Annotated in this window: 21 protein-coding genes; 9 read left to right on the top strand and 12 right to left on the bottom strand. The window is 62.0% G+C overall.

The genetic code is table 11. From position 1 onward, the window contains the following. The first annotated feature begins 41 nt into the window (after positions 1-41). The 4 genes from hemE (at position 42) to FP2506_RS13995 (ending at position 3,803) form a co-directional block, all read left to right on the top strand. Positions 42-1,061 carry a uroporphyrinogen decarboxylase gene (gene hemE, locus FP2506_RS14010; RefSeq protein WP_007068190.1) on the top strand — a complete coding sequence of 340 codons (1,020 nt, stop codon included), beginning with the start codon at positions 42-44 and terminating at the stop codon, positions 1,059-1,061. A 172-nt stretch (positions 1,062-1,233) separates the two neighbouring features. Beyond that, a complete protein-coding gene (gene hemJ, locus FP2506_RS14005; protein WP_007068189.1) occupies positions 1,234-1,719 on the top strand; it encodes a protoporphyrinogen oxidase HemJ in 486 nt (161 codons plus the stop codon). Between the two features lie 99 nt (positions 1,720-1,818). Continuing rightward, positions 1,819-2,070 (top strand): DUF1902 domain-containing protein, encoded by a 252-nt coding sequence (locus tag FP2506_RS14000; protein WP_007068188.1) that lies wholly within the window; start codon positions 1,819-1,821, stop codon positions 2,068-2,070. A 299-nt stretch (positions 2,071-2,369) separates the two neighbouring features. After that, positions 2,370-3,803 carry a phosphomannomutase gene (locus FP2506_RS13995; RefSeq protein WP_007068187.1) on the top strand — a complete coding sequence of 478 codons (1,434 nt, stop codon included), beginning with the start codon at positions 2,370-2,372 and terminating at the stop codon, positions 3,801-3,803. Positions 3,804-3,893: 90 nt separating this feature from the next. Here the strand turns inward: FP2506_RS13995 and FP2506_RS13990 are convergent, their stop codons facing one another. The 4 genes from FP2506_RS13990 to FP2506_RS13975 form a co-directional block, all read right to left on the bottom strand. Continuing rightward, positions 3,894-4,289 (bottom strand): protease inhibitor Inh/omp19 family protein, encoded by a 396-nt coding sequence (locus FP2506_RS13990; protein ID WP_187289053.1) that lies wholly within the window; start codon positions 4,287-4,289, stop codon positions 3,894-3,896. A 611-nt stretch (positions 4,290-4,900) separates the two neighbouring features. Beyond that, positions 4,901-5,554: a carbonic anhydrase gene (locus FP2506_RS13985; protein ID WP_007068185.1), complete on the bottom strand. Its 654-nt coding sequence runs from the start codon at positions 5,552-5,554 to the stop codon at positions 4,901-4,903. 119 nt (positions 5,555-5,673) lie between these two features. Continuing rightward, positions 5,674-6,570, bottom strand: a complete 897-nt coding sequence (gene pdxY / locus FP2506_RS13980) for a pyridoxal kinase (RefSeq protein WP_007068184.1) — start codon at positions 6,568-6,570, stop codon at positions 5,674-5,676. Beyond that, complete coding sequence (locus FP2506_RS13975) at positions 6,567-6,824, bottom strand: hypothetical protein (RefSeq protein ID WP_007068183.1); 258 nt, start codon at positions 6,822-6,824, stop codon at positions 6,567-6,569. Before FP2506_RS13975 ends, pdxY begins: the two co-directional genes overlap by 4 nt. A gap of 248 nt (positions 6,825-7,072) precedes the next feature. Here FP2506_RS13975 and FP2506_RS13970 point away from each other — a divergent pair, with 248 nt between their 5' ends. Further along, positions 7,073-11,986 carry an NAD-glutamate dehydrogenase gene (locus FP2506_RS13970; protein WP_040489965.1) on the top strand — a complete coding sequence of 1,638 codons (4,914 nt, stop codon included), beginning with the start codon at positions 7,073-7,075 and terminating at the stop codon, positions 11,984-11,986. A 187-nt stretch (positions 11,987-12,173) separates the two neighbouring features. On the opposite strand, the gene FP2506_RS19370 is transcribed toward FP2506_RS13970, so the two are convergent. Continuing rightward, positions 12,174-12,308: a hypothetical protein gene (locus FP2506_RS19370; protein ID WP_007068181.1), complete on the bottom strand. Its 135-nt coding sequence runs from the start codon at positions 12,306-12,308 to the stop codon at positions 12,174-12,176. Between the two features lie 295 nt (positions 12,309-12,603). On the opposite strand from FP2506_RS19370, the gene FP2506_RS13965 reads away from it, so the two are divergent. Then, on the top strand, positions 12,604-13,449 hold the full coding sequence (locus FP2506_RS13965; protein ID WP_244404204.1) for an MOSC domain-containing protein: 846 nt from the start codon (positions 12,604-12,606) through the stop codon (positions 13,447-13,449). A gap of 392 nt (positions 13,450-13,841) precedes the next feature. Next, positions 13,842-14,381, top strand: a complete 540-nt coding sequence (gene fae, locus FP2506_RS13960) for a formaldehyde-activating enzyme (protein WP_007068179.1) — start codon at positions 13,842-13,844, stop codon at positions 14,379-14,381. A gap of 55 nt (positions 14,382-14,436) precedes the next feature. Here the strand turns inward: fae and FP2506_RS13955 are convergent, their stop codons facing one another. Genes FP2506_RS13955 through FP2506_RS13945 form a run of 3 tightly spaced genes read right to left on the bottom strand, consistent with a single transcriptional unit; the run spans position 14,437 to position 17,205 of the window. Next, positions 14,437-15,933 carry an ATP-binding protein gene (locus FP2506_RS13955; protein WP_007068178.1) on the bottom strand — a complete coding sequence of 499 codons (1,497 nt, stop codon included), beginning with the start codon at positions 15,931-15,933 and terminating at the stop codon, positions 14,437-14,439. Between the two features lie 13 nt (positions 15,934-15,946). Next, positions 15,947-16,663, bottom strand: coding sequence for a response regulator (locus tag FP2506_RS13950; RefSeq protein WP_007068177.1), 717 nt, complete (start codon positions 16,661-16,663; stop codon positions 15,947-15,949). Next, positions 16,660-17,205 (bottom strand): MarR family winged helix-turn-helix transcriptional regulator, encoded by a 546-nt coding sequence (locus FP2506_RS13945; RefSeq protein ID WP_040489960.1) that lies wholly within the window; start codon positions 17,203-17,205, stop codon positions 16,660-16,662. Before FP2506_RS13945 ends, FP2506_RS13950 begins: the two co-directional genes overlap by 4 nt. Positions 17,206-17,488: 283 nt before the next feature. Between FP2506_RS13945 and FP2506_RS13935 the strand changes: the two genes are divergently transcribed. Next, a complete protein-coding gene (locus tag FP2506_RS13935) occupies positions 17,489-18,379 on the top strand; it encodes a branched-chain amino acid aminotransferase (protein ID WP_007068175.1) in 891 nt (296 codons plus the stop codon). A gap of 236 nt (positions 18,380-18,615) precedes the next feature. Here FP2506_RS13935 and FP2506_RS13930 read toward each other — a convergent pair whose 3' ends face one another. Both FP2506_RS13930 and FP2506_RS13925 read right to left on the bottom strand, forming a co-directional pair. Beyond that, positions 18,616-18,822 carry a hypothetical protein gene (locus tag FP2506_RS13930; protein WP_007068174.1) on the bottom strand — a complete coding sequence of 69 codons (207 nt, stop codon included), beginning with the start codon at positions 18,820-18,822 and terminating at the stop codon, positions 18,616-18,618. 103 nt (positions 18,823-18,925) lie between these two features. Next, positions 18,926-20,206 carry a glycerophosphodiester phosphodiesterase family protein gene (locus tag FP2506_RS13925; protein ID WP_007068173.1) on the bottom strand — a complete coding sequence of 427 codons (1,281 nt, stop codon included), beginning with the start codon at positions 20,204-20,206 and terminating at the stop codon, positions 18,926-18,928. Positions 20,207-20,411: 205 nt separating this feature from the next. Here FP2506_RS13925 and FP2506_RS13920 point away from each other — a divergent pair, with 205 nt between their 5' ends. Continuing rightward, positions 20,412-21,971 carry an SLC13 family permease gene (locus FP2506_RS13920; protein WP_007068172.1) on the top strand — a complete coding sequence of 520 codons (1,560 nt, stop codon included), beginning with the start codon at positions 20,412-20,414 and terminating at the stop codon, positions 21,969-21,971. A 23-nt stretch (positions 21,972-21,994) separates the two neighbouring features. On the opposite strand, the gene FP2506_RS13915 is transcribed toward FP2506_RS13920, so the two are convergent. Beyond that, a complete protein-coding gene (locus tag FP2506_RS13915; protein ID WP_007068171.1) occupies positions 21,995-23,641 on the bottom strand; it encodes a pilus assembly protein TadG-related protein in 1,647 nt (548 codons plus the stop codon). Beyond that, positions 23,638-24,045 carry a TadE/TadG family type IV pilus assembly protein gene (locus FP2506_RS13910; RefSeq protein ID WP_007068170.1) on the bottom strand — a complete coding sequence of 136 codons (408 nt, stop codon included), beginning with the start codon at positions 24,043-24,045 and terminating at the stop codon, positions 23,638-23,640. Before FP2506_RS13910 ends, FP2506_RS13915 begins: the two co-directional genes overlap by 4 nt. Between the last annotated feature and the right edge of the window lie 146 nt (positions 24,046-24,191).

Raw genomic sequence — 24,191 nt, 5'->3', positions numbered from 1 at the left:
ATCCTTTTAAGAAAGGATTCTTTAAGGGGAGGGGGCCGCAGATGGCGGAGCGCAAACTCGTGAAGGTGCTGGAAGGGGAGACCGTCGGCCCACCGCCGATCTGGCTGATGCGCCAGGCGGGGCGCTATCTGCCGGAATATCGCGAGACCCGCGCCCAGGCCGGCGGCTTTCTCGATCTCTGCTACAATCCGGACTTTGCGACCGAGGTGACGCTCCAGCCGATCCGGCGTTTCGGCTTTGATGCTTCGATCCTCTTCTCCGATATCCTCGTGATCCCGGATGCGCTTCAGCGCGGCGTGAAGTTCGTAAAGGGCGAAGGCCCGATGATGAACCCGATCCGGCCGGACGAGATCGATCGGCTTGATCCGAGCCTTGCCGAGACGCATCTGGCGCCGGTCATAGCGACGGTCGCGCGGCTTCGCGAGGAACTCCCTGAGGAAACCACCTTGATCGGCTTCTGCGGGGCTCCCTGGACCGTGGCGACCTATATGATCGCCGGACATGGGACGCCTGATCAGGCGCCGGCCCGGATGTTCGGCTACCATAACCCGGAAGCGATGGCGCAGCTTCTGACGCTGCTCGCCGAAATGAGCGCCGATTATCTGATCCGCCAGCTGCGCGCGGGTGCCGACTGTGTCCAGATATTCGACTCATGGGCCGGCGTGCTCGACGAGCAGAGTTTTGCCGACTATGCCGTCGCGCCGGTGAAGCTGATCGTCGACCGGGTGAGGGCGGCGATCCCCGACGCCAAGATCATCGGGTTTGCCAAGGGCGCCGGCTATCGCCTCAAGACTTATCGGCAGGAGACGGGCGTCGACGCGCTCGGCATGGACTGGCAGGTGCCCCTCGCCTTCGCCAAGGAGCTTCAGGCGGACGGCGCCGTGCAGGGCAATCTCGACCCGTTGCGGCTGATCGCTGGGGGAAGGGCGCTCGACGAGGGCGTCGATCTGATCCTCGAAGCTTTGTCGGACGGACCTTTCATCTTCAATCTCGGCCACGGCATCACGCCGGATGCGCCGATCGAGCATGTGGAACGGCTGTTGAAGCGCATCCGAGGCTGAGTTTCGGATAGGGTTGGTAAAGCGTAACCGATTGACTCCGGGCCGGTGCGGTCCTTCAAAGCGGACGATAGCCAATGCCTGATAAGACGCTGGACTGCCGGTGAATTGAACGACGAACGATGAAGGCCGCGACGTGAGCGACACCCCAAAATCCAAGCCCTCGCCTCAGAAGATGATCATCCCGGTCGTGGGGCTCGTCGCATTGGTAGCCGTCCTTGGGGTGATCCCCGTCGAGGCCCAGCTGTGGATGAAGTCGATCCACGTCTTCTTCGTCATCTCCTGGATGGCCGTTCTGCTCTACCTGCCGCGGCTCTACGTTTATCACACGGAAGCCGGGCCGAAGACGCCACAGTCGGAGACCTTCAAGGTCATGGAGCGCAGGCTCCTGCGTGGCATCGGCACGCCGTCGATGATCGTCACCTGGGCCGTGGGCCTCTGGCTCGCCGCGAAAGTCTTCGAGTTCCAGGGTGCCTGGCTTCACGCCAAGATCGTTCTCGTTGTTGTCCTCACCGCCATGCACATGTTCCTTGCCGCCTCGTTGCGCCGGTTCGCGAACGATCAGCACACCCGTTCCTCGAAGTTCTGGCGTATTGCCAATGAAGTTCCGGCCGTGCTCCTGGCGGTGATCGTCGTGCTGGTGATCGTCAAGCCGTTCTGAGTGAAGGCCGAAGCCAAACCCAAGCGCTGAGGAGTCGCCTGAAAAACCAGGACGGTGTAAGGTTACTCCGGAATACTTTTCGGGCAGGACTTTCAGACCATGCAGCGATCTTTCACGGTCAAGGCCGTATGGGACGACGAAGCCAAGGTCTTCGTCTGCGAAAGCGACATCGATGGACTTCACATCGAGGCGGAGACGCTTGATGCCTTCGAGGACCTCCTGTACGAGACCGCCGTCGAACTGATCGTCGCGAACCATGTTTCGGCCGACGACCTGGCGACTAAGCCCCTCAAGGACTTGATTCCCGCGATCGTCTGGCAACGCCCGGGCGACGTTCGCCACGCAGCCTGATTGCATGTCGGAAGGGTTCTACAAGGAGATATCCAAGCTCCTGAAACAGGCAGGTTATGTCCATGTCTCGAACGCGAAAGGGTCGCACGAGAAATGGCGCCGGGAGTCGACGGGCACATGGTGCTCGTTCCTCGAAATCTTAAAAGTCGCCACACCGCGAACGGAATTCTTCGATCTGCGGGCGTCACAGCCAAATTTTGAAGATGCCGCACTTTTCACACGGCCTCCTTTGCTCCTTTGTCGGCTGCCGCCTTCCCGTATAGGGTTTGGCCAACAGTCATCGAGACGGTAGCGTCCCCATGTCATCACTCAAGTTCGGCACCAGCGGCCTGCGCGGCCTTGTCAGCGATCTCGACGGGCCGCCGGCCTATGCATGGACGCGGGGCTTTGTCGGCCATCTGGAGCGGTCCGATCAGACCGGCTCAAAGACGGTGCTTATCGGTCAGGATCTGCGCGCCTCGAGCCCCTCGATCGCGGCGCGGGCGGCGGCGGCCGTCTCGGATGCCGGCTGGACGGCGGTGAACTGTGGCGCGCTGCCGACGCCGGCTCTGGCCTTCGCCGCGCTGAAGCGTGATGCCGCAGCCTTGATGGTCACCGGCAGCCACATTCCGGAAGATCGCAACGGGCTCAAATTCTATTCGCCCTCCGGAGAGATCGACAAGGCAGACGAGGGCGGTATTCGGCTTGCCCATGACGATCTGGTGCCGGAGGTTCGCGAAGCCGCTCACAGCCTCTCTCTGGCCGATCTTGAGGGCGGTGCAGAGGCGGCGATCGAAGCCTACATGCATCGCTATTCGACCTTCTTCGGCTCGGATGCGCTGAAGGGCAGGCGGATCGGCATCTACGAGCAGAGTTCGGTCGCGCGCGACATCCTGACGACGATCCTCAACGCGCTCGGTGCCGAAACGGTGGGGCTTCGCCGTGCCGACAGCTTCATTCCCGTCGATACGGAAGCGCACCGGCCGGAGGATGTCGCGCTCGTCGCCAAATGGGCTGAGGAATACGGCTTTGATGCCATCGTCTCGACCGATGGCGATGCCGACCGGCCTCTGGTCGCGGACGAGACCGGAACCATCCTGCGTGGCGATGTCCTCGGTATGATCACGGCCAAGCATCTCGGTCTTTCGAGCATCGTGACGCCCGTCACCTCATCCTCGGCGATCGAAGCTTCGGACTTTGCGGGCGAGGTCCTTCGAACGCGGGTCGGTTCGCCCTTCGTCATCGCCGGAATGGCAGAGACGGCGCGGAAAGGTGGCTCGGCCATCATCGGCTTCGAGGCGAATGGGGGCGTGCTGCTGGGCTCCGATATCGAACGGGGAGGCCGGATGCTCGAGGCGCTTCCTACTCGCGATGCAGTGCTGCCGATCCTGTGTTCGCTCGCCGAAGCGGCCGGCGCCGGCAAGCCACTTTCTGAGATCGTGACGGAGATGAAAGCCGGCTTCACCGCCGCCGATCGGCTGAAGGAGGTACCGGCGGAGAAGAGCGCGCCCTTCCTTGCCCGCCTCGTGAACGACCACGATTATACGGCGCATCTCTTCGAGCCTATTGGGGTTGTCGTGTCAATCGACGACACGGATGGGATAAGAACGATCCTCGAAAATGGCGAGGTCATTCATTTCCGCGCATCGGGCAACGCGCCGGAACTGCGCTGTTATATCGAAGCGGCGAGCGAGCCGGTCGCGAGAGATCGGCTTGCCTGGGGCCTTGAAACGGCACGCCGAGAACTCGGCTGATCCGCGAAACGCTTTTCTTCGAACGCATTCGAAACAAAAAACCCCGGCCGCTTGGACCGGGGCTCGTCATTCCATGTGATGCGGCGAGTCTCAGCGATAGAGACTGATTGCCTGTCCGCCCTGAGTCTGGCCGTCATAGCGCGAGTCGCCCGTGGAGGAGAGGCTCGCAACCTGCGATCCGCCGGAGTTTCTCAGGACAACATTGCTGCCTGAAACGTCCCAGGCGGAAACGTCGGCAACGGCGCCAGGGCAGCCGCGCGAAGCGGCGCGGTAGCCGCCGCTCCATTTGGTGAGGGAGAGGATGATCTGGCAGTTACCGCCAGCCGTCGTCACCTTGTAGGCGCCGAGAACCTTGTTGCGCGAAAGGCTCCCGCCTCCACCCGACGAGGACGAGGAGGCGTTGGAACCGGCATTCGGATCGAGCGCGGCAACCTGAGTGTCGCCGTTCTCGCCGTTTTGATCGCCGTTCGTCGCGTTGTTCGCCATGTCCTGGTTCGGCGGTGGCGGTGGCGGCGGTGGCGGCAGTTGGTTCTGCGAGACCTGAGGTGTCGGTGATGCCGTCAGCGGCGCCGGTCCGCGATCGTTGCTACTGAAGCTTGGGATCGACGGCGAACATCCAGCCGCTGTCAGCATTGCGGCAATAGCCGCTCCCGCTTTCAAGAAAGATAGTTTCATCGGTCGAATGCTTCCCCTCATCATGCGCCGACGCGGCAGGTTCGGTTCGGAAGGGCCAAAGCCCTGATGACGCGCTCTGTATCCACTAGAGGGATGCTCGGGTCGTCATGCAAGTCTGTGGGCCCCAAAATTGTGCCAATCTGCAACGCTGAAACGCATTTGCAACAGTCCGACCTCGCCCTCACGGCGTCGAATGCAGACGTTCATGCAAGCCGTCGCGGTGTTGGCTCCGATCTACGCACAGGCCTTGGGTCTAAGAATCCAAACGCGGCTGAAATGGGGAAAAACTGCAGCTTTTCGGGGGTTTTACGGCAGTGCGTAGTTTCTAACGCAGTCTGAAGACGGCTCTCCGGGATCGAACGCCGCCTTAACAAGCCCCTAGGGATGGGGCACTACGCCAATCTTTGTTCGCAGAAACCGTCCTATTCCAGTACGGAATCCATACGACCGAATTCGCCGGTCTGCGGGTCCATGGTCCAAAGATCGCCTGTGGCGATATCGACCCAGGCGCCGTGCAGGGTAAGCTCGTTTGCTGCTTCCAGTTCCTCGATCATCGGGAATGTTCGAAGATTGCCGACCGAATGGCGGATGGCGGTTCGCTCCGTCGCGGTTTGGCGCTCCTCCGGGGTCATGCGATCGTCGTCATGCATGCCTTTGGCGACGGGATCGAGCAGGCCCACCCACTTGCCGATGAAATCGCCAGGCGACAACGGCTCTCTTTCCGGCGAGAGGGCGGCTTTTATGCCGCCGCAATGGCTATGGCCGAGGATCACGATGTGCTTCACCTTCAACGCCTGCACAGCGAATTCAAGCGCTGCAGAGACGGAGTGATTGTCACCGCCGGGCTCATAGGGTGGGACTAGATTAGCGACGTTTCGAACGACGAAGATCTCGCCCGGGGACGAACTGAAGATCGTTTCGGGCGCCGTTCGAGAATCGCAGCAGGCGATCACCATGGTCGGCGGCTTCTGGCCGGCTTCGGCCAACTGACGGAAGCGATCCCGTTCTCCGGGAAGGCGCTTTTCCAGAAAGGTCTTGTAACCGGTGACGAGGTGATCGGGCAGATGTTCGCTCATAGATCGAGATTATAGGGCTCCGATCGCTGCGCCTCCATCCACAATTCGAGAAGATCGGACGGTTTTTTGCGACCCGGATGGCAAGGAAAGCTCGGCCCGATTGGCGACCGGCTCGATTGTCATCTCTTTTTCGGGCCGGCGAGCTTGCGCATCTGGACCATGGCGAACGGCGTTGCGAGAGAGCTCGCATCGGTCTGGAGCGACAGCTCGTTGAGGCCGCGTTTTGCGGTGCGCGCAAGGATCTCGAAGACCGAGGCCGTCGCCAGTCTTAGGGCGTTTTCCGGTTTCTGGCCTTCGACCAGCCGGGCGAGGAACAGCGCGGCCGTCAGGTCACCGCCGCCATTCGGCCCGTTCTCGATCAAACGATGTTCGGCGAGATCCACCGCTTTCTCGGTTACAAGGAGATTTGCGATGCTGCCGGAGAGCATGCCGAATGCCGAGGTCACCAAAACCATGCCTGGCCCGAGTGTGCGCGCGGCCTCGACGAGATGGCCGTTCTCGTTCAAGCTGAGATCGGTGAGAAATTCGAGCTCGAACCGATTCGGTGTCGCAATATCAGCGATTGGCAGGAGACGTTCGGAGATGGCGGCAAGCACTTCGGGCGGGCGGTAGAGCCTGCCCTCGTCGCCAAGTACTGGATCAAGGCAGTAGATAAGGCCAGGATTTGATCGGCGTAACGCTTCGATGAGGTCCGCTGCCGCGTGAACCTGACCGCCGGTCGCGAAATAGCCGGTCGTCACCGCTCCGATTTCCGAAGCGAAGGGAGACGCTGCGATCTCCGAGCAAAGCGTTCGAAATTGTGCGTCATCGGGAATGATCCGGGTTCCCGGACCATGCCCCGGATGCCAGGGCAGAGCGATGGTCGGCACCGACCAAACGCGGTGTCCAAGGCTTTCAAGCGCGAAGACGCCCCCGCGATTCCCAACGGCCCCGCGCACGACATGGCTGGAGATGGCGAGCATCACCGCCTTGTCGGGATCGTCCGTATTCCGTCCGTCGCCTTTCGTATGGCTCATGATACGAACTGGAAATAGAGGATAATCGCGAAGACCACGAAGCCGACGACGCTCGCGACCCGCCCGATCCGGAGGCCGATCTTCTCGATCCGATCGTCCGGGTCGGCATCGTCGGCGGCGAAGAATTCTTTCGGCCGCAACAGCCAGTTTTGGACATGCGTCCCGGTCTGGGGATCCGTCTCCTCGCGAATCGCTTTGAGGATGCGGTTTGCCTCGCGGCTGCGGGCTTCGTCTTCGTCTTCGCGTGTACCCATGAGATCCGTCCTTATCGGTTGCGGGCCGTCCTGGAAAGCGTTTGTAACCCCTCCTTCGAGCGGTGGAATTCATCAGTATTACGGTTTCGGGCGCTGAAATCGCCCTGTCGAGGCCCAGATACCCGACCGAACCGTTCGGCGTCCGATCCTTCGTTGTCCGTGCGGTTGGACAGAGGGTAAGCTGACCGGTGCAGAATGCGATGACGCGATCATGGCGCATCGCAATCGGTAAGAAGCGGGAGAGCGTCATGCATAAACCGGTCGGATCGACGAAACTGGAACTGCTCGAGGCCGTCATCGGGCAATTTCCCGAAGGCGATGCAGCCGCGAGTTTGGCTCCGCTCCTCTTCGCAAGACCGCCTGTCGAGGATCTGAGGGCATTCGAGGTAAACTCTCTCGCCATTTCAGTACGCGCGGCGACGGATTGCCTCCTAAGCCACAAGGGTGAGGGACCGGTCGTTCGTGTCGACGAGCCGGACGATTTCGAGCGGGATGGTGATCGTCTCCAACTGGTGACGATCGTCAATCGGGACATGCCATTCCTGTTCGATTCCCTTGCCGGCGAGATCGCCGCCCGGTCGTCGGCTATCCATTACATCTCGCATCCGATCCTCGACGTTATGCGGGAGCCGGAGGGGACAATTTCAAGCTTCGCGACGGCCTCGCATCTCAACGTCGATGGGGCACGGAGCGAACGCATCAGCGTCATCCAGTTCGCGCTCGACCGTTTTGCCGATCCCGAAGGTGGACGGAAGCTGCGCGAGAGCCTAGAGCGGATCCTCAATCACGTCCGCCTCGCCAACAGGGACTTCGGGGCGATGCGCGCACGAGCTGATGGCGTGATCGCGGATCTGCGCCAGCAGGCCGAGCGGGTCGAGGGCGACGAGAAGACCCTGATCGCGGAATCGGCCGAACTGTTGCAATGGCTGCGCAACGACAACTTCATCTTCCTGGGCAGCCGCGTCTACGGTGTAAGCCACGAGGACGCCGGCGACCTCCTCGCGCGCCGCGAGGACGACAGCCTCGGCATCCTGTCGGACCCGTCGGTCTCGATCCTTGGCCGGCAGGGCCAACCGACAACGACGACACCGGAAATTCGCGCTTTTCTCGAAGCCAAGCAGCCGATGATCGTCACCAAAGCGAACGCGCAGACGAAAATCCACCGCCGCGCTTACATGGATTACGTCGGGGTCAAGCAGTACGATCAGAATGGCGGACTGCGCGGAGAGGTCCGCTTCGTTGGGCTCTTCACCTCATCGGCGTATACCCGCTCGATCCTGTCGATTCCGTATCTGCGTCTGAAGGCCGAGACGGTGATTGCGCATTCGGGCTTCCGCGCCGATTCCCATTCGGGCAAGGCGCTTCTAAATGTGCTCGAGTCCTACCCGCGCGACGAAATTTTCCAGATCGACCCGGAGACCCTGGAGGAGTTTGCGACAACGGCGGTCGGCCTCAATGAGCGCCCGAGGATCAAGGTCATGCCGCGGCCGGATCGGTTCGACCGCTTCGTTTCGATCATGGTCTACGTACCGCGCGACCGCTACGATTCTCGTCTTCGCGAACGGATCGGTGCCATGCTCGCCGATGCCTACGAGGGTCGGGTCTCGGCTTATTATCCCGCTTTCCCGGAAGGCCCGCTCGCACGCGTCCACATCATCATTGGCCGGCGCTCGGATGAGCTACCGGAGGTTGATGTCGAGGCGATCGAGGAAGAGATTCGCCTGCTCTCACGCAATTGGGCCGATACCTTCCAGACGGTCCTTGCGCGTCGCGGTCGCTTCGCCGAGCTTGCCGATTTCGCGGCCGGCCTGCCCGAAAGTTATCGCGACGTCATCGCGCCGGAAGAGGCAGTGTCCGATGCCGGCGTGATGGCGGACCTGACCGCTGATGCGCCGCTCTTCATGGACTTCTATCGCCGGCCGGGTGACGCTGCGACGGTCGCCCGCCTGAAAATCTTCCATCTCGGCGATGCGGTGGCGCTCTCGACCCGCGTTCCGATCCTCGAGAATATGGGCTTTTCGGTCGTCTCGGAGCGTACCTTCGAGATTCGCCGGCCGGATGGCGAACACGTGCACCTGCACGACATGGATCTGCAGCGCCGGGCCGGCGGGGAGATCCATCTCGGCGATAACGGCAAGGCGCTGGAACAGACCTTCTCGGCGGTCTGGGGCCAGCGGATCGAGAATGACGGCTTCAATGCGCTGGTGCTCGAAGCCGGCCTCGACCATCGCCAGGCGAACGTGCTGCGGGCCTATGGCCGCTATCTGCGCCAGGGGGGTCTCACCTATTCAGCCGACTTCCTGGCCGACGCTCTGACCCGGCGCGCCGACTTCGCCAAGTCTCTTTTCACGCTTTTCGAAGAAGCCCTTGATCCGGCCTCGTCAGACGGCAAGGCGTCCGAAGTCGATGCGGAGGGGGCTGCCAAGGGCATCCCCGGCGTCGATGCCGCCCTGATCGCGCGAGCGGCCGACCGTGGGGTCGCCGATCGCTTCACCGATCTCATCGAGCGGTTGGAGGCGGTCGATTCGATCGACGACGACCGCATCCTTCGGCATTATGCGAGCGCGATCCTTGCAACTCTCCGCACCAATTATTTCGCGATCGACGGCACATGCGCCGATCTCGACAACAAGCCTGGCGACGTCGAACCCGCGCTCGCCTTCAAGTTCGACAGTGCGGCGGTGGAAGGTCTGCCGCAGCCGGTCCCGTTCCGCGAGATCTTCGTCTTCGACGCCCGTGTCGAGGGCGTCCACCTGCGCTTCGGCAAGGTCGCGCGTGGCGGCCTGCGCTGGTCTGACCGGGCGCAGGATTACCGCACCGAGGTGCTGGGGCTGGTCAAAGCACAGCAGGTGAAGAACGCGGTCATCGTGCCCGTCGGCGCCAAGGGCGGGTTTTATCCGAAACGCCTGCCGGACCCGGCCGCCGATCGCGAAGCCTGGTTCAATGCCGGCAAGTCGGCCTACGTCGTCTTCATCGCGTCGCTGCTGTCGATCACCGACAATATCGCCGGCGCCGACATCGTCGCGCCGCAGAAGGTGAAGCGTATCGATGGGGACGATCCCTATTTCGTCGTCGCCGCCGACAAGGGCACGGCGACCTTCTCTGATACTGCGAACGCCATCGCTCAGTCGGTGGACTTTTGGCTTGACGACGCCTTTGCGTCTGGCGGTTCGGTCGGCTACGACCACAAGGCGATGGGCATTACCGCGCGCGGCGCGTGGGAAGCCGTGAAGCGACATTTCCGTGAGATGAACCACGACATCCAAACCGACCCGTTCACGGCGGTCGGCTGCGGCGACATGTCGGGCGACGTCTTTGGCAACGGCATGCTTCTGTCGCAGCAGACGAAGCTGATCGCTGCCTTCGACCATCGTGACATCTTCATCGATCCTGACCCAGATCCTGCGACGAGCTTTGCCGAGCGCAAGCGGCTGTTCGGGATGGCCCGCTCCTCGTGGGCCGATTACGACGAAGGAAAGATCTCGAAAGGCGGCGGCGTTTTCTCGCGGAAGAATAAGCGGATAACGCTCTCGCAGGAAGCACGCGAAGCGATCGGTTTTGACAAGGAGAGCGGCACGCCACCGGAGATCATCTCCGCCATCCTCAAGAGCCCGGCCGATCTTCTCTGGTTCGGTGGCATCGGGACCTATATCCGAGCAGCCACCGAATCCAATTCGGACGTCGGCGACCGTGCGAACGATGCCGTACGCGTTACCGCGCCGGAGGTTCGGGCGAAGGTTGTGGGCGAGGGTGCCAATCTTGGCGTCACCCAACGCGGGCGGATCGAGTTCGCCCGGAGCGGCGGACGGATCAATTCTGACGCGATCGACAACTCTGCCGGCGTCAACACATCCGACGTCGAGGTGAACATCAAGATCGCGCTGAAATCGGCAATGGAGGAGGGGCGGCTCGATCGGGACGCCCGCAACACGCTTCTCGCGTCGATGACGGAGAACGTCTCCCGGCTCGTCCTCGTCAACAATTACGAGCAGACGCTGGCGATCTCGCTCGATGCGCGGAAAGGCAATGCGATCCTGCCGTTGCAGTCGCGCTTCATGGCCGCGCTCGAAGAGACCGGCGATCTCGACAGAGCGGTCGAAGTGCTGCCTGCGGATGGGGCAATCGCCGATCTGAAGGCGACCGGCGGCGGTTTGGCCCGGCCCGAAGTTGCGGTGCTGCTCGCCTATTCCAAGCTGACGCTGTTCGACCAGCTGGTCGACAGCGACCTGCCGGACGATCCCTATCTGGAGGATCGGCTGCACGACTACTTCCCCGGCCCGATGCGTCGCGATTTCGCGCGGGATATCGAGAGCCACCGGCTGAAGCGTGAAATCGTCGCGACGATCCTGTCGAACGAGCTTGCCAATCGCTGCGGGCCGACATTCCTCACTGTGATCCGCGAGGCGACGGGGGCCTCGCCATCGCGGATCGTCCGCAGCTTCGTCGCCTCCCATGACGGGCTCAATGTCGCAGCGCTCACCGACAGGATCGATGCGCTCGATACGAAGATCGACGGCGAGCTGCAGAACGATCTCTACGAGGCCGTTGCGGCGTTCCTGCGCCGGTCAACCCGTTGGTTCGTGCGCAACGAGACCTTCTCCAGTGGTCTGACCGGTGTCGTGGTCGAATGCCGCAATGCACTGGAGCAGCTGAAGCCGAAATTGCTCGATCTCGCCTCGGACGCCTCCCGCGCCGATACGAAGGCGAGCGCCGAAGCCTGGGCCGCGAACGGCGTACCGCAGGATCTGTCCGAGGATCTGGCGGCCCTGCCGCTCGTTGCACTGGTGCCGGACATCGCCTCTGTTTCACGTGAAACATCGAAGCCGCCGGAAGCGGTGATGGCGACTTATTTCGGCATGACCGAGCGTTTCGAGATCGGACGACTGGAGTCGGCAATCTTCGGAATCGAAGCGGCGGACTACTACGAAATTCTGGCACTCGACCGGTCGGGCAGTCAGATTGCGGAGGCACGTCGAAAACTGACTGAGACTGCGCTCAAGAGCTATGGCGATGCGGACAATCCCGTCACGGCGTGGAGCGAAGATCAGGGGGACCATGCAAAACGGATCGGCAACCAGATCCGCACGCTGACGGGCAGCGGCGAGGCTTCCGTCCCACGCCTAACGGTAGCCGCAGGCCTCCTCGCCGATCTCGCCGGCTGAGCGGCAATCGCGAAAGAGGGGCACCGCAAGACCATGCGATGCCCCTTGAGCGTCCGATGGTTCGAGCGACCGTGATGGGAAACGCCGCGGAAGTCGTTGACCACGAGCGTTGCCTTCGTGGATCACCGCGCGATCGAACCATGATGGCGTGTGAGCTTCGACCGCCAGTGACCCCCAGCGAGGGTGCCTACTTCTTCTTCCCGTCCTGGCTCTTTGCGAACTTTGCCGGCGTTGCGACCGCAGCCGGCTCGGGTTTCACAGCTTTCTTGTCGGCTTTAGGTTTGCGGATTTCCTTGTTCCCGCGCATCTGTCCTTTGGCCATAATGGACCTTCTTTCGAGTGCAATTCCGAGGAGAAGTCAGGCGGTTCGTCCGAAATTGCGCAAAAGGACGAAGGGTCTCGAGAGCTGATAAGCTCGGTGCGAAGTTTATCACCGTCATTCGGGTCAGGATTGCAATTCCACGTGAAGCCACTCAGATGCGGGACTGCGGCCCATAACAGTCAGGATATGCGTAGACCCCGGCCTTTTAGACATTCGGCGGGTACCAAATCGATCAAAAGCGTATAGCGCTCAGACCTGATCGGCTGACGTCGGTGACATGCGGCCGAAGGAGAAATTGACGTTGAAGCTCGGCGCCATCCACATTCATCCGGTGAAGGGCGGACGCTCGCTTGGTCTCGAATCTGCCGAACTCCATCGCGAAGGCCTCGCCCGGGACCGGCGCTGGATGCTGATCGACGCGGACGGGCGCTTCCAGTCCCAGCGCGATCTGCCCGCGCTTGCCCGGCTCGACGCCGAGCCGACCGAGGACGGCCTGATCCTAACCTTCGGTGAGGAGGCGGAACGCTTCGTACCGTTTCCGGACGGATCAGAGCGCGTCGATGCCCGGTTGTGGCAGAACGAACTCGATGTGGCGCTCGCGGGCGAGGAAACGAACAACGCGCTCTCGCGCTGGTTCGGCGAGGATGTGCGGTTGATCTACCAGGACCGGATCGACCGGCAGGCGGACATGGACTTCGCTCCGGCCGAGAGCCCGGTTTCGCTGGCGGACGGCTATCCGCTACTGATCGCCACCACGGACTCCTTACGCGACCTCAATTCGCGGCTCGTCTACGACGGCGAAGAGCCGGTCCCCATGGGTCGCTTTCGGCCCAATCTCGTGATCGACGACAGCGGGCCCTGGCGAGAGGACACGTGGAGGACGATCCGCATCGGCGGCGTTACCCTCGATCTCGTCAAGCCCTGTGCGCGCTGCAAGGTGACGACGATCGACCAGCTGGACGGCGTGGTGACAGGCGAACAACCACTTCAAATCCTGCGAGAGACGCGGTTTTCCGCCGACCGCCGCGTCCCCGGCGTTCTCTTCGGCTGGAACGCGGTCCCACGGGGCGAAGGGCGGCTTGATGTCGGCGATCGAGTGGAGGTGTTGGAGCATCGGGACGGGGAAGTGGTACGCGGCTGAGGCCGGCCCGGCCCGTCGACAGCCCACGTTCAGACCGGGAACAACGAATTTAGTATGATCTATTGCGAGGTTCGAGTGCATCATCGCGATTGATTCTGCGCTGACTCCGATCGGGCCCCGCCACTCAGTGGGGCGGGTTCCAGCTGACGGACGAGAAAGGAGCAACGCGAGCGGTTGCTCGAAGCGCTCGCAACGCGTGGCATCGCCCGTAATCCTCATCTTGCGCTTGAACGCGTCGGAAAGCGCGGTTTGGAACGCGTGCAAACGGCTGGGAAACCCGATTCCAGCGCTCTTGCCGAGTGCCATCGAAAACCCCTAGAGAACCACCCGAAAGATGGCTCCGAACGCGCGATGCATGCGAGCCCGTCCCCCCTTACCGAAGGAAATCAAACGTGTCCGACATCATCATGCGCACTGGCGAGGCGACGGTTCTCGCCGCAGAGGGGCAGGCGACAGACGCCATGCCCGAAATCGTCATCGGTTCGCTCTCGGGACCCGTGGGTCATGCCTTTGCCGGCATGCTTGGCCAGACCGTCGGCCATACGCGGATGTTCGTCGTGCGAGACCTGAATCAAATGGTTCGCCCGGCGACGATGATGACCACCAAGGCGACGATCCATTCGGAGGCCTATGTCGAGCTTCTCGGCGGCGTCGTGCAGGCGGCGACCGGCGATGCGATCGTCGACTGCGTGATCGAGGGCGTGATCCCGAAGGCCATTGTCGACGACATCTGCATGATCGTGACGATCTGGCTCGACCCACGCTGCGCCGAGGACGAGAACCTCGACAAGTCCGATCTTTACCGAACGAATTACGAGGCGACAAAGCTCGCAATCGCCCGCGCGATGAAGGGAGAGCCGTCGATCGACACGCTTATCGAGAACCGCAAGACGGTGAAGCACTACGCACTCGATGGTGTCGTCGATTACTGACGCGCCTTTCGAAATAGTATTGAAGAACGCAAACAGGTCTTGATTTGCCGTCTTATTAAGCCGGCAAACGGATGAGGGCGCGGAGACCGCCCAACCGGCTCTCCGAGAGCAGAATGTCGCCGCCATGGCCACGGGCAATGTCGCGGGCTATGGCTAGGCCGAGGCCGGTGCCGCCGGCATCGATATTGCGGGCGTCGTCGAGCCGGACAAAGGGCTTGAACACTTCCTCGCGCTTGTCCGGCGGGATGCCCGGTCCGTCGTCCTCGACTTCCAGGGTCAGCCACCGGCCCTGGTGATTAGCGGTGACGGCTACCTTGTCAGCATAGCGAAGCGCGTTGCCGACGACGTTCGTGACCATGCGCTGGAACGAGTCGGGTCTGACGGTCAGCCGCGGATCGCCGTCGATCCTGATTGTCAGCCGTTTCTTCTTCATCTGCGCCTCGCTTCGGAGGCGGTCGAGCACCTCCTCGATATCGACCTCCCCAACATCCTCGTTGGCCTCGTCCTTGGCAAAGGCGAGATAACCTTCGAGCATGCGTTGCATCTCGTCGATGTCGGCGTTCAACTCCTTGGCATCCTCACCCTCGCCGAGGAAGGATATCTGCAGACGGAAACGGGTGAGAATGGTCCTCAGATCGTGGCTGACACCGTTCAGCATCTGCGTGCGCTGTTCGAGCTGGCGTTCGATCCGGTCACGCATCTGAATGAAGGCGATCGAGGCGCGGCGGACCTCCGAGGCGCCACGCGGCCGGAAATCGGGCGGCAGAGGCTGGCCGCGGCCGAAGCCCTCGGCAGCCGCCGCGAGGTTCTGGATAGGCCGGATCTGGTTGCGCAGGAAGAGGATGGCGATCAGCAGGAGAACCAGCGACGTGATCACCATCCACACGATGAAAATGTGGGTGTTCGAAGCATAGGCAGAATTGCGCGGTGCGAAGACGCGCAGGATCTTGTCGTCGAGCTGGATTCGCACCTCCACGATCTTGGAATCACCGACAGTGTCGATCCAGAACGGGCGGCCAATCTGGTCGCGGATCTCGCTCGAGAGGATGCTGTCGAGGATGTTGAAGAAGGGTTTTGGCGCCGGTGGCGGCAGAGGTCCAAGCGGCAGGATCGAGGCGTTGAGGTCAAGATCCCGCCGGGCGATGCGCATGGCTATCTGATCGCCCTCTTCGCCTGGAATTTCCCGGACCATCTCGACGACCGCTGCGATGTCGCGCACCACAGCTTCGGACAGACGCCGGGTCACCAGCGCCCAGTGCCGCTCCATGAAGACGATTGTGACGACGCACTGCAGAATCACCATCGGTGCGATGATGATGATCAGGGAGCGGGCATAGAGGCTTTTCGGCGTATAACGCGCGAAAAAGCGCGGGATCGGCCTCAAAGGCCCGCGCCAGATGTCGATGCGCGAGGGGACCGGAACGCGCCGCAGCCACTGCCAGCCCCAGACGTCGGGCCAGCGCCGCATCCAGTCGCGCGAGAATCGGACGGCACGTGCGAAACCGTTCGCGGTGTCAATGCGGCTCTTACGGATGCGCTCGATGAAGGTCATGGGGGCGAGCCCCTCAATCGATGTTCAGACGATAACCGACGCCGCGCACGGTCTGCAGCCAGAGCGGATTGCCGGGATCGGGTTCGATTTTCCGCCGCAGCCGGTTGATCTGAACATCGATGGTGCGCTCGCCGATCTCGTTCTCCTCGCCGAGCAGATCGAGGCGCGGCACCGTCTCGCCCGGCTTTGCTGCGAACTGCGCCATGATATCCTGCTCGCGGTCCGTCAGACGGACGATCTCGCCGCCGCGCTTCAGCTCGCGCCGTGACAGGTTGAAGGCGAAGGGACCGAAGCAGACGGTCTCGATCGTTACCGGCGTCTGGCCGGCGCCGCGCTTTAAGATGTTGTTGAGCCGCAGAAGCAGCTCGCGCGGATCGAAAGGCTTGGCGAGATAGTCGTCGACGCCGGCTTCCAGCCCCTCAATGCGCGAGTCGATCTCCGAACGGGCCGTCAGCATGAGGATCGGGCAGTCGCGCGTCTGGCGCAGGGAGCGGACGAGATCGAGGCCGTTCTCGCCGGGCATCATCACGTCGACGATCATCAGGTCGAAATCGAGACCGCCGAGGATCCGTCGGGCTTCGGCAGCGTCGGAGGCGGTCGAAACTCGGAAGCGCTTGCTGGTCAGGAAGCGCGAAAGCAGCGAGCGGATGCGACGGTCGTCGTCGACGATAAGGATATGCGCGGCGCCGTCGTCGACCCGTTCATGCTCGAGGGTTTGTGCATCGCTCATGCGAGGGGTCCTTCGTTCCAGACGCGGGTCTCGAGCCAGGTGCGGGCCGGCGGCTCGCTGCCCCCGAGAAGGGCGAGGAAGTGGGCGACGGCGCCCGCGCCCTCCGGTCCGATCTTCACGATGGCCGCGTCGAGGCGCCTTGCCTGTTGCCGCGAGAGTTCGAGGGTCAGTTCGCGGCCCTTCGGCGTTGGGTAAAGGCGCCGCTGCCGCCGGTCTTCCTCACCCGGAAGCTGGGCGACGAACCCCTCGTCGATAAGTTGGCGCAGCACTCGCGAAAGCGACTGCTTGGTAATCTTCAAAAGATCCAGAATCTCGGCGATCGAGATCCCGGGCGAGCGGTTCACGAAGTGGAGGATGCGGTGATGCGCGCGGCCGAAGCCATAGGCCGCAAGGATCGCATCCGCGTCCGCCGTGAATTGGCGATATGCGAAGAACATCAGTTCGATGAAACGGAAGTCGACCGCGCCGAGGGTTTCCAGAGGCTCGGCGACGATGGCGTCCGCCTGCTCAAGCTTTGATCCGTTTGCAACAGGATTGTTCATGAAATAGGTCAGCACTATTGACGCATTTTTCGGACCACGTTACACATTTGCGCAAGCGTTGGAAACTGCGGTGCCTTATGGCTCGGCAGCGTGTCGATACGATGGTGACGGACCATGGTGGGCCGATCGGCGGAATTCGATCCCCGGTCATTTGCAGCAGGGCTTCCATTGACCCCGCCGCCGGCATTTCCACGGGGGCAGATGTGCTGAGCCGAAACGGCGGGCTTCTTGACGATTTTGCGAGATTGCGTTCCGAAGATCGGGCGCCGGAGGACTTCAGACCATGAGCAGCGTTCCATTCGACCAGCTCGAGGGCGAAATCTGGATGAACGGCGCCTTCGTGCCGTGGAAGGATGCCAAAATCCATGTGCTCACCCATGGTCTTCACTATGCGAGTTCGGTCTTTGAGGGCGAGCGGGCCTATGGCGGTGAAGTGTTCAAGCTGCGCGAGCACACCGATCGGCTGATCGAGTCGGCTCGCATCCTCGGCTTCAAAATCCCGTACGGCGCAGAGGAAATCGACGCGGCGACGAACGAACTTCTGAAGCGGCAGGACTTCACGGACGCCTATGTTCGCCCGGTCGCATGGCGTGGCTCTGAAATGATGGGCGTCTCGGCACAGAAGAACCGCATCAACGTCGCGATCGCCGCTTGGCTATGGCCGAGCTATTTCGATCCCGATCAGCGGATGAAAGGTATCCGGCTCGATCTTGCCGAATACCGGCGACCCGACCCGATGACGGCCCCCTCGCGGGCCAAGGCGGCCGGCCTCTACATGATCTGCACGATATCCAAGCATGCGGCTGAGGCGAAGGGTTATGCGGACGCGATGATGCTCGACTGGCGCGGCCGGGTGGCCGAGGCGACCGGTGCCAACATCTTCTTCGTCAAGGATGGCGTCATCCACACGCCGGACCCGGACTGCTTCCTCAATGGCATTACCCGACAGACGGTGATCCAGCTTGCACGCAGGCGCGGCTTCGAGGTGGTCGAGCGCGCGATCATGCCGGACGAGCTCAACGGCTTCTCCGAGTGCTTCATCTGCGGAACGGCTGCGGAAGTGACGCCGGTCGCGGAGATCGCGGACTGGCGGTTCACGCCGGGCGGAATCACCCGCCGACTGGTGGAAGACTATTCGGCCGAGGTCCAGCCGAAACGCGCGGCAGCTGAATAGGTGCTACGCTTGCTGGATCCGATATCACGCGCCTGAGTCAGCATTCTGGCGGCGAAGCAGCGCCTTCGCACCGCGACGCGGTCCATACGCATCGAGTTTTTCCGTTGATACTGATGGTCGGTCACGGATCGTGAACAGGTGCGCTTGCTGCGCGCTCAGCGTTCCCAACTTTAATGGCGATCCCGCCCAGAGGCTCGCGCATTTGGCAAGAATCCGCCGATGTGGAAGCCGGCTCCTCAGTCGGCGATCATCATCGCGGTTGCGCCGCCAGCGGCATCGGCCGCGCGGTAGAGGGCATGAACATCGTCCGATTTGGAGAATGGACCGGTCCGACGGGACTCCGTCTCCGCGGGCAGGTCGGGAACAAGAGGAGCTTCGACCGTTTCCGGCGCCGTGTCGGTCGCGCGTTCAAGGACGCGGTTGCGAAGAAAAGACAAAGTCATCGCGTTTCTAGACGTCCTGTTTTACAGAAGACAGAAGGAAAATACGCCAATTTAGCGTGCGTTCTCCCATCATCTAAAGATTATCTTTAGTTTCCGTTGAGAGTCAATTCGCTTTCGCCTCATTTCCGCCCGATTGGACGCAATTGGCAAAAAACGTCGTCGTCGCTGGCCAGTCCGAGAAGACGCCCCTTACGCCTATGTCGTTCGCGAACACGTCGAGCAGCTTGAGCACGTCGGCATCGGAAGACGTCACGTCGGCGATCGACTGATAGTACCAGCCACCACCTTCGGTAAGTGGCCCGGAGCGCTCCAGCGACCACGCAATGATATCGAGGCCAGCTTCTTTAGCCGCCTCGGCATAGGGTGAAGGAACGGTTTCTCCGTTCTCGGTGGTGACCAACATCCAGAGCGGCGGTGCGATGATCTGTACGCCGTCGTCGGCAAGCGACTGCATCGTCGGCTCGAACGTATCCGGCTGCATCGGGTCGAAGCCCTCGAGCGTCTCGTAGCGATCGTCGAGGAAGACGGCCTGTTGGCCGAATTCTGGGAACTCAGCGATCCAGAATTTGACGTCTTCGAGATTGAAGGACTGGGGATAGACGTCGCTCGGCGGGACGCCTGCATCGATATAGTCCTGGATCATCTGCCGGGCGTAATCGGCCTGGCTGTACTCTCCCTCATAGGGCATCTCGACCTCGGGGCCCTTCAACTCCGGCGTGAACTTGCGGCCGAGCGACTTGATGAGTTCGATCGACTCGGCATGCGTCATGAGTGTGCCCGGCGAATAGAGCGTCGTGCGCCATTCCGCGAGACCGTCCTGATAGTCTTCGGCGGTCTCGGCGGCCGGGTCGAAGGAATCCATCTTGGCGCTCAGCGTCTGAAATTCGGCGAGCGTCAGGTCCGAAGTACAGCATTTCGCCTGCGCCTCCTCCCCTTCGCCCGAGCCAGTCGCTGCCGCGAAGGGCGTCGTACATTTTGCGGCGAGTTCCGGTCGCGTCAGGATATCCGTCGTCGTGTGCAGATCGCACTGGGCGTGGCGGCAGACGAGCTCGCGGTCCTTTGTAAAGGCGACGTCGCATTCGATGATCCCGGCGCCCTGACGGGCGGCTGCGACATAGGACTCGCGGGTGTGTTCAGGAAACTGAAGTGGGGCGCCGCGATGGCCGATCGACCAGTCGTTCGCCTCCATCGGTTGGCCGAGACAGGCAGATAACTGCGTCTTCAGCTCGCCATCTTCGAGTTGATCGACGAGGTAGCCGGGCCGCGAGCCGATTTCCGCCGAGGTCGGCATCGTGTTGTCGCCTGCTGCCGTCTGCTCCTGCGCCAACCCCGGCTGGACATGGGCGAGACTGGAAAAGGCGGCGAGGGCAAGAGCGGCGCGCATGAAGACCTCCCGAGCTGATGCGGTACCTGCGTCAGCTGGAATAGATAGAGGAGTTTTACGACAGCGGAACGACACAGCGCTCACGCTTAAGTGCGCGAGGCTCGCGCATTACTTCCATGGCGAGGCTGCCAAGAACTCTTGCCGGAGCGGGCACTGCCGCCAATTCACCCTGCGGTAACAAACAGTTCGCGAAGGGTAGCGAGGGATGGCGACAAGCGATCAAGCGGCTGGAGCGGATCAGGACGTTTCAAGTGAAACTGCCGGAGAGGGTGCGACAGGCTCGCTGAAACTCCTGCCAATGTTGATTGGCCTTGGCGTCTTCGTCGTCCTTCTCATCCTCCCTCCGCCGGAGGGTCTCGCAATCGAAGCCTGGCGCGTGGTGGCAGTGGCGAGCCTGATGATCGTCTGGTGGATCACCGAGGCAATCCCGGTGCCGGCAACGGCTCTTGTGCCTCTCGTCCTGTTTCCACTCACTGGCGCGACCTCGATGGACGATGCAGCCGCGCCCTACGCTGATCCAACCATCTTCCTTTTCATGGGCGGCTTCATGCTGGCCGGCGCCATGGAACGATGGAACCTCCACCGGCGGATCGCGCTCAACATCGTCTCGCGTACGGGCTCGCGCCAGCACCATATCGTCGGCGGCTTCATGCTGGCTACCGCCTTTCTCTCGATGTGGGTCTCCAATACCGCGACGACGGTGATGATGCTCCCGATCGCGCTTTCGGTCGTCGGGCTGGTGGGCGACGAGACCGGGAATGCGGCCGATGCGAAGAAATTCGCCCTCGCGCTCTTACTGGGCGTAGCCTATTCCGCGTCCATAGGCGGCGTCGCGACCCTCATCGGCACCCCGCCGAATGCGCTGCTCGCCGGGACGCTCAGCCAGAATTACGGCTACGATCTAGGCTTCGGCCGCTGGATGCTGATCGGCTTGCCGGTGGCGATCCTGATGCTTGGCATATCCTGGTTCCTGCTCACGCAGTTCGCGATCGGCCTGAAGAAGGACGAGATCGAGGGTGCCCAGGAGGTGATCAAGAGGGAACTGATCGGGCTCGGCTCGATGTCGCGCGCCGAGACGATCGTCGGCGCCGTTTTCGCCGGCGCAGCGGTTCTGTGGATCCTGCGTTCCTGGCTGCAGAACTTCGTCCCGGAACTCGACGATGCGGCGATCGCCATCGGCGCCGCATTGCTACTCTTCGTCATTCCAACCTCCGAGAAGGACGGAGACGGGACGCGGATCGGGTTGCTCGACTGGAAAACGGCCGCGAAACTCCCCTGGGGTGTTCTCATCCTTTTCGGGGGTGGGCTCAGCCTCGCGGCTGCGGTGACCGAAACCGGTCTCGACGAGTGGATCGGCTCGGCGATCGGCTCATTCGCCGGCACGCTGACCTTGATCGTCCTCGTTCTTGTGGTTGCTTCGATCATGCTGATGCTGACCGAGTTCACCTCGAACACTGCGACCGCGGCGACTTTCCTGCCGCTTCTCGCCGCGCTCTCCCAGAACATTGGTGAAAACCCGCTGATGCTGGCGGTTCCGGCGGCGCTTTCGGCTTCGATGGCTTTCATGATGCCGGTGGCGACCCCGCCTAACGCGCTGGTCTTTTCATCCGGCCACGTCACGATCCCGCAGATGGTCCGCTACGGCGCGTGGCACAATCTCGCTGCGCTGATCGTGGTCTCCACCATCGGATATCTCGTGCTGACGACGCTCTTCGGGGTGACGGTCGGCGAAATGCCGGATTGGGCGAGCGGCACCGGCAACTAGAGTCCGAACCGCCTGACGCTGTCTCATCCGACGAGCCGTGCATTGCTGCAGAGAACATCTTCGATCTTCACGTCGATCTCGCCGAGGCCAACTCCCGCGAGATCGAGAAGATCTGCAAGAAGATCGTCGAGCGGTGCCGCGACGTCGGTCAGCCTGTCGCGTACGGAGTTCGTCAACGAGCCGCTCGACACCCCGATCATAGCGGTTCGAACCGTAAGTCTGGTCTGGCCGAAGAGGCTTGCCAGCGGACTGGAGACGAACGATGTCGTACGCGCCGTCTTGAGGGTACCCGCCGCAATTTCACGGCCCGTGAATGTGACGAGCACCGGCTTGGTATCCGCCAATGAGAGATTGCCGCGGGCATCCACTCTGGCAAGGAGTGCCTTGGCAATCTCCGCATGAGCCAGCTGGTCACCCATGGCGATGTCGCGGAGGTCTTTTGTCCATCGCCCAATCGAAAGCCGGGCGATACCCGGTGTCACCGCGAGAGTGACGGACGTTTCAAGCGGATCGGCCGCGCAGGCGACCGAAGCGACCTCGGCCCGACCGCCTGCAACGATCGCCTCGAGGGGGAGGTCGACGCCGATGCCGAGCGCCGCGAGGAGCTCGACCGTTGCGGCGCGCAGGCGCAGGCGTGCCTGACCGGTCTCGATGCCCTCGCCGATCCCTGCGACTGCGAGCGAGGGGCTCGACTTCATCGGCTCGCCTACCATCAAGGACAGGTCGACATCCGCGATCAGCGGCAGATTGAGACTGACATCCGTGCCCGAACCGTGAATCGTCTGCCTAACAGCCGCCTCGACAATATCGAGGGCGGACAGTTTCAGGTTCAAAAGCTCCGCGGTCTGGTTTCGTGAGATCGATACGCCATCCGGGCCAAGATTGATGAGATTCGAAACGGTAACCTTCGTCGTCAGTGAGAGAGAGCTTTGGGCCGCCTTCCGCATCGAGGCTGCGGCGACAGGTCTGCCATCCTTCCGAAGCGCCTCGGAGACGCGCATGAAGAGGGCGCTGGTCGATAGTTTGGCGCCGAATTGGCCCGCCACATCCGGTGTGCTGGAGCCATCTGCCGGAGCATTCTCGAAAAGGTCTCCAAGGCGGACCTGCGCATCAATCAGATTGTTGTAGTCGAGTGCGGTCAACGAGAGTTCTGCGCCGACGATCTCCCGCAGCACGGCGTTGAGGACCGGGGGATCGACTTTCATGAGCCGGCTCCCAGCCTGAAAGACGACCTGCGCATTGAGCGAGGCGTCTGCGCTGGCGGACAGCTCGACTCCGTTGACGCCGAGCACACGTGCCAACGTATAATGATGTGGTTTTCTTGCTTCGACACGGACCACCGAAACTGCGCTCGAACCCTCAGGTCGGAAACGTTCGTCGCGGTTCCGGTCCGGTTCGTATGAGCCGAAGACGACGTCGAAGGTTGCGTCCTTTTGCGAAGATGCGGCGAAGACTTTCGCTGCGATCGCTTCGGCATCATGCGGATGGCGGATGGCAGCCAAGGCCGCGGCATCAGTCGCGGCCTGAAGGGAGCGGCGTTCCAAATAAGCAAGACCGAGATCGGTCGCAAAACCGCCGAAGCCAAGAATGAGCGGGAGGAGCAGCGCGAAACTGACCGCAATGTTGCCGCGATCGGAACCGGAGATGAATGCGGACAGCGATCTGATCATGGCAGCAGCACCGTCGCCGAGCGCTTCAGGGAATCGAAGCGACCGAGGGGCTCGGTCACGATCGTGGGAAGCCTGCTCTTCGATACGTCGTAAGCGACGCTGACCGTCAGCCACTCGCCGTCTTCCTCGATTTCGAAAGTCAGCAGATCATCGTTGATCAACGCGTATTGCTGCGAGGCATCGCGCAAAGCGTCGCCGACCAGCAGCCGTCGTTCCTCTGCATTGTGACCAACCATGGCATAGCGGCTCGCATCGGCGGACATTGCCTGCAGCGAGTGTGACAGCCCGATATAGATGCCGAAGAAAGCCGCAGCGAAGGTGATGAAGAGGAACAGGGGAAGGACAAGTGCGAACTCGATCCCAGCAACACCTGCGGTCGCATCGCGAAATGACGGCGAGGACAACGTCTTTCGGCTGCAGGGGCATAGCAAGCCAGATAGGTGTTGCCTGCCAAGAATAGGGGCGCTGGACGTCGAGGGGCGATACGAGGGTGTCTGACGGGGCATTCAGAGCTGACCTTTGGTCGAGTGAAACCGTAAGCCAATCAAAC

The sequence above is a fragment of the Fulvimarina pelagi HTCC2506 genome (assembly GCF_000153705.1).
GTDB classification, from domain to species: domain Bacteria; phylum Pseudomonadota; class Alphaproteobacteria; order Rhizobiales; family Rhizobiaceae; genus Fulvimarina; species Fulvimarina pelagi.
This window is presented reverse-complemented; position numbering and strand designations above follow the sequence as displayed.

Bases quoted from the DNA above. Each gene is read 5' to 3' on its own strand.
- hemJ (WP_007068189.1), top strand. From the start codon at position 1,234: ATGATCATCCCGGTCGTGGGGCTCGTCGCATTGGTAGCCGTCCTTGGG.
- FP2506_RS13985 (WP_007068185.1), bottom strand. From the start codon at position 5,554: ATGAGCGAACATCTGCCCGATCACCTCGTCACCGGTTACAAGACCTTT.
- FP2506_RS13970 (WP_040489965.1), top strand. From the start codon at position 7,073: ATGCATAAACCGGTCGGATCGACGAAACTGGAACTGCTCGAGGCCGTC.
- FP2506_RS13995 (WP_007068187.1), top strand. From the start codon at position 2,370: ATGTCATCACTCAAGTTCGGCACCAGCGGCCTGCGCGGCCTTGTCAGC.
- pdxY (WP_007068184.1), bottom strand. From the start codon at position 6,570: ATGAGCCATACGAAAGGCGACGGACGGAATACGGACGATCCCGACAAG.
- FP2506_RS13920 (WP_007068172.1), top strand. From the start codon at position 20,412: ATGGCGACAAGCGATCAAGCGGCTGGAGCGGATCAGGACGTTTCAAGT.
- FP2506_RS13950 (WP_007068177.1), bottom strand. From the start codon at position 16,663: ATGAGCGATGCACAAACCCTCGAGCATGAACGGGTCGACGACGGCGCC.
- FP2506_RS13955 (WP_007068178.1), bottom strand. From the start codon at position 15,933: ATGACCTTCATCGAGCGCATCCGTAAGAGCCGCATTGACACCGCGAAC.
- FP2506_RS13915 (WP_007068171.1), bottom strand. From the start codon at position 23,641: ATGATCAGATCGCTGTCCGCATTCATCTCCGGTTCCGATCGCGGCAAC.
- FP2506_RS13925 (WP_007068173.1), bottom strand. From the start codon at position 20,206: ATGCGCGCCGCTCTTGCCCTCGCCGCCTTTTCCAGTCTCGCCCATGTC.
- FP2506_RS13930 (WP_007068174.1), bottom strand. From the start codon at position 18,822: ATGACTTTGTCTTTTCTTCGCAACCGCGTCCTTGAACGCGCGACCGAC.
- FP2506_RS13975 (WP_007068183.1), bottom strand. From the start codon at position 6,824: ATGGGTACACGCGAAGACGAAGACGAAGCCCGCAGCCGCGAGGCAAAC.
- FP2506_RS13945 (WP_040489960.1), bottom strand. From the start codon at position 17,205: ATGAACAATCCTGTTGCAAACGGATCAAAGCTTGAGCAGGCGGACGCC.
- FP2506_RS19370 (WP_007068181.1), bottom strand. From the start codon at position 12,308: ATGGCCAAAGGACAGATGCGCGGGAACAAGGAAATCCGCAAACCTAAA.
- hemE (WP_007068190.1), top strand. From the start codon at position 42: ATGGCGGAGCGCAAACTCGTGAAGGTGCTGGAAGGGGAGACCGTCGGC.
- FP2506_RS13935 (WP_007068175.1), top strand. From the start codon at position 17,489: ATGAGCAGCGTTCCATTCGACCAGCTCGAGGGCGAAATCTGGATGAAC.
- FP2506_RS13990 (WP_187289053.1), bottom strand. From the start codon at position 4,289: ATGGCGAACAACGCGACGAACGGCGATCAAAACGGCGAGAACGGCGAC.
- FP2506_RS14000 (WP_007068188.1), top strand. From the start codon at position 1,819: ATGCAGCGATCTTTCACGGTCAAGGCCGTATGGGACGACGAAGCCAAG.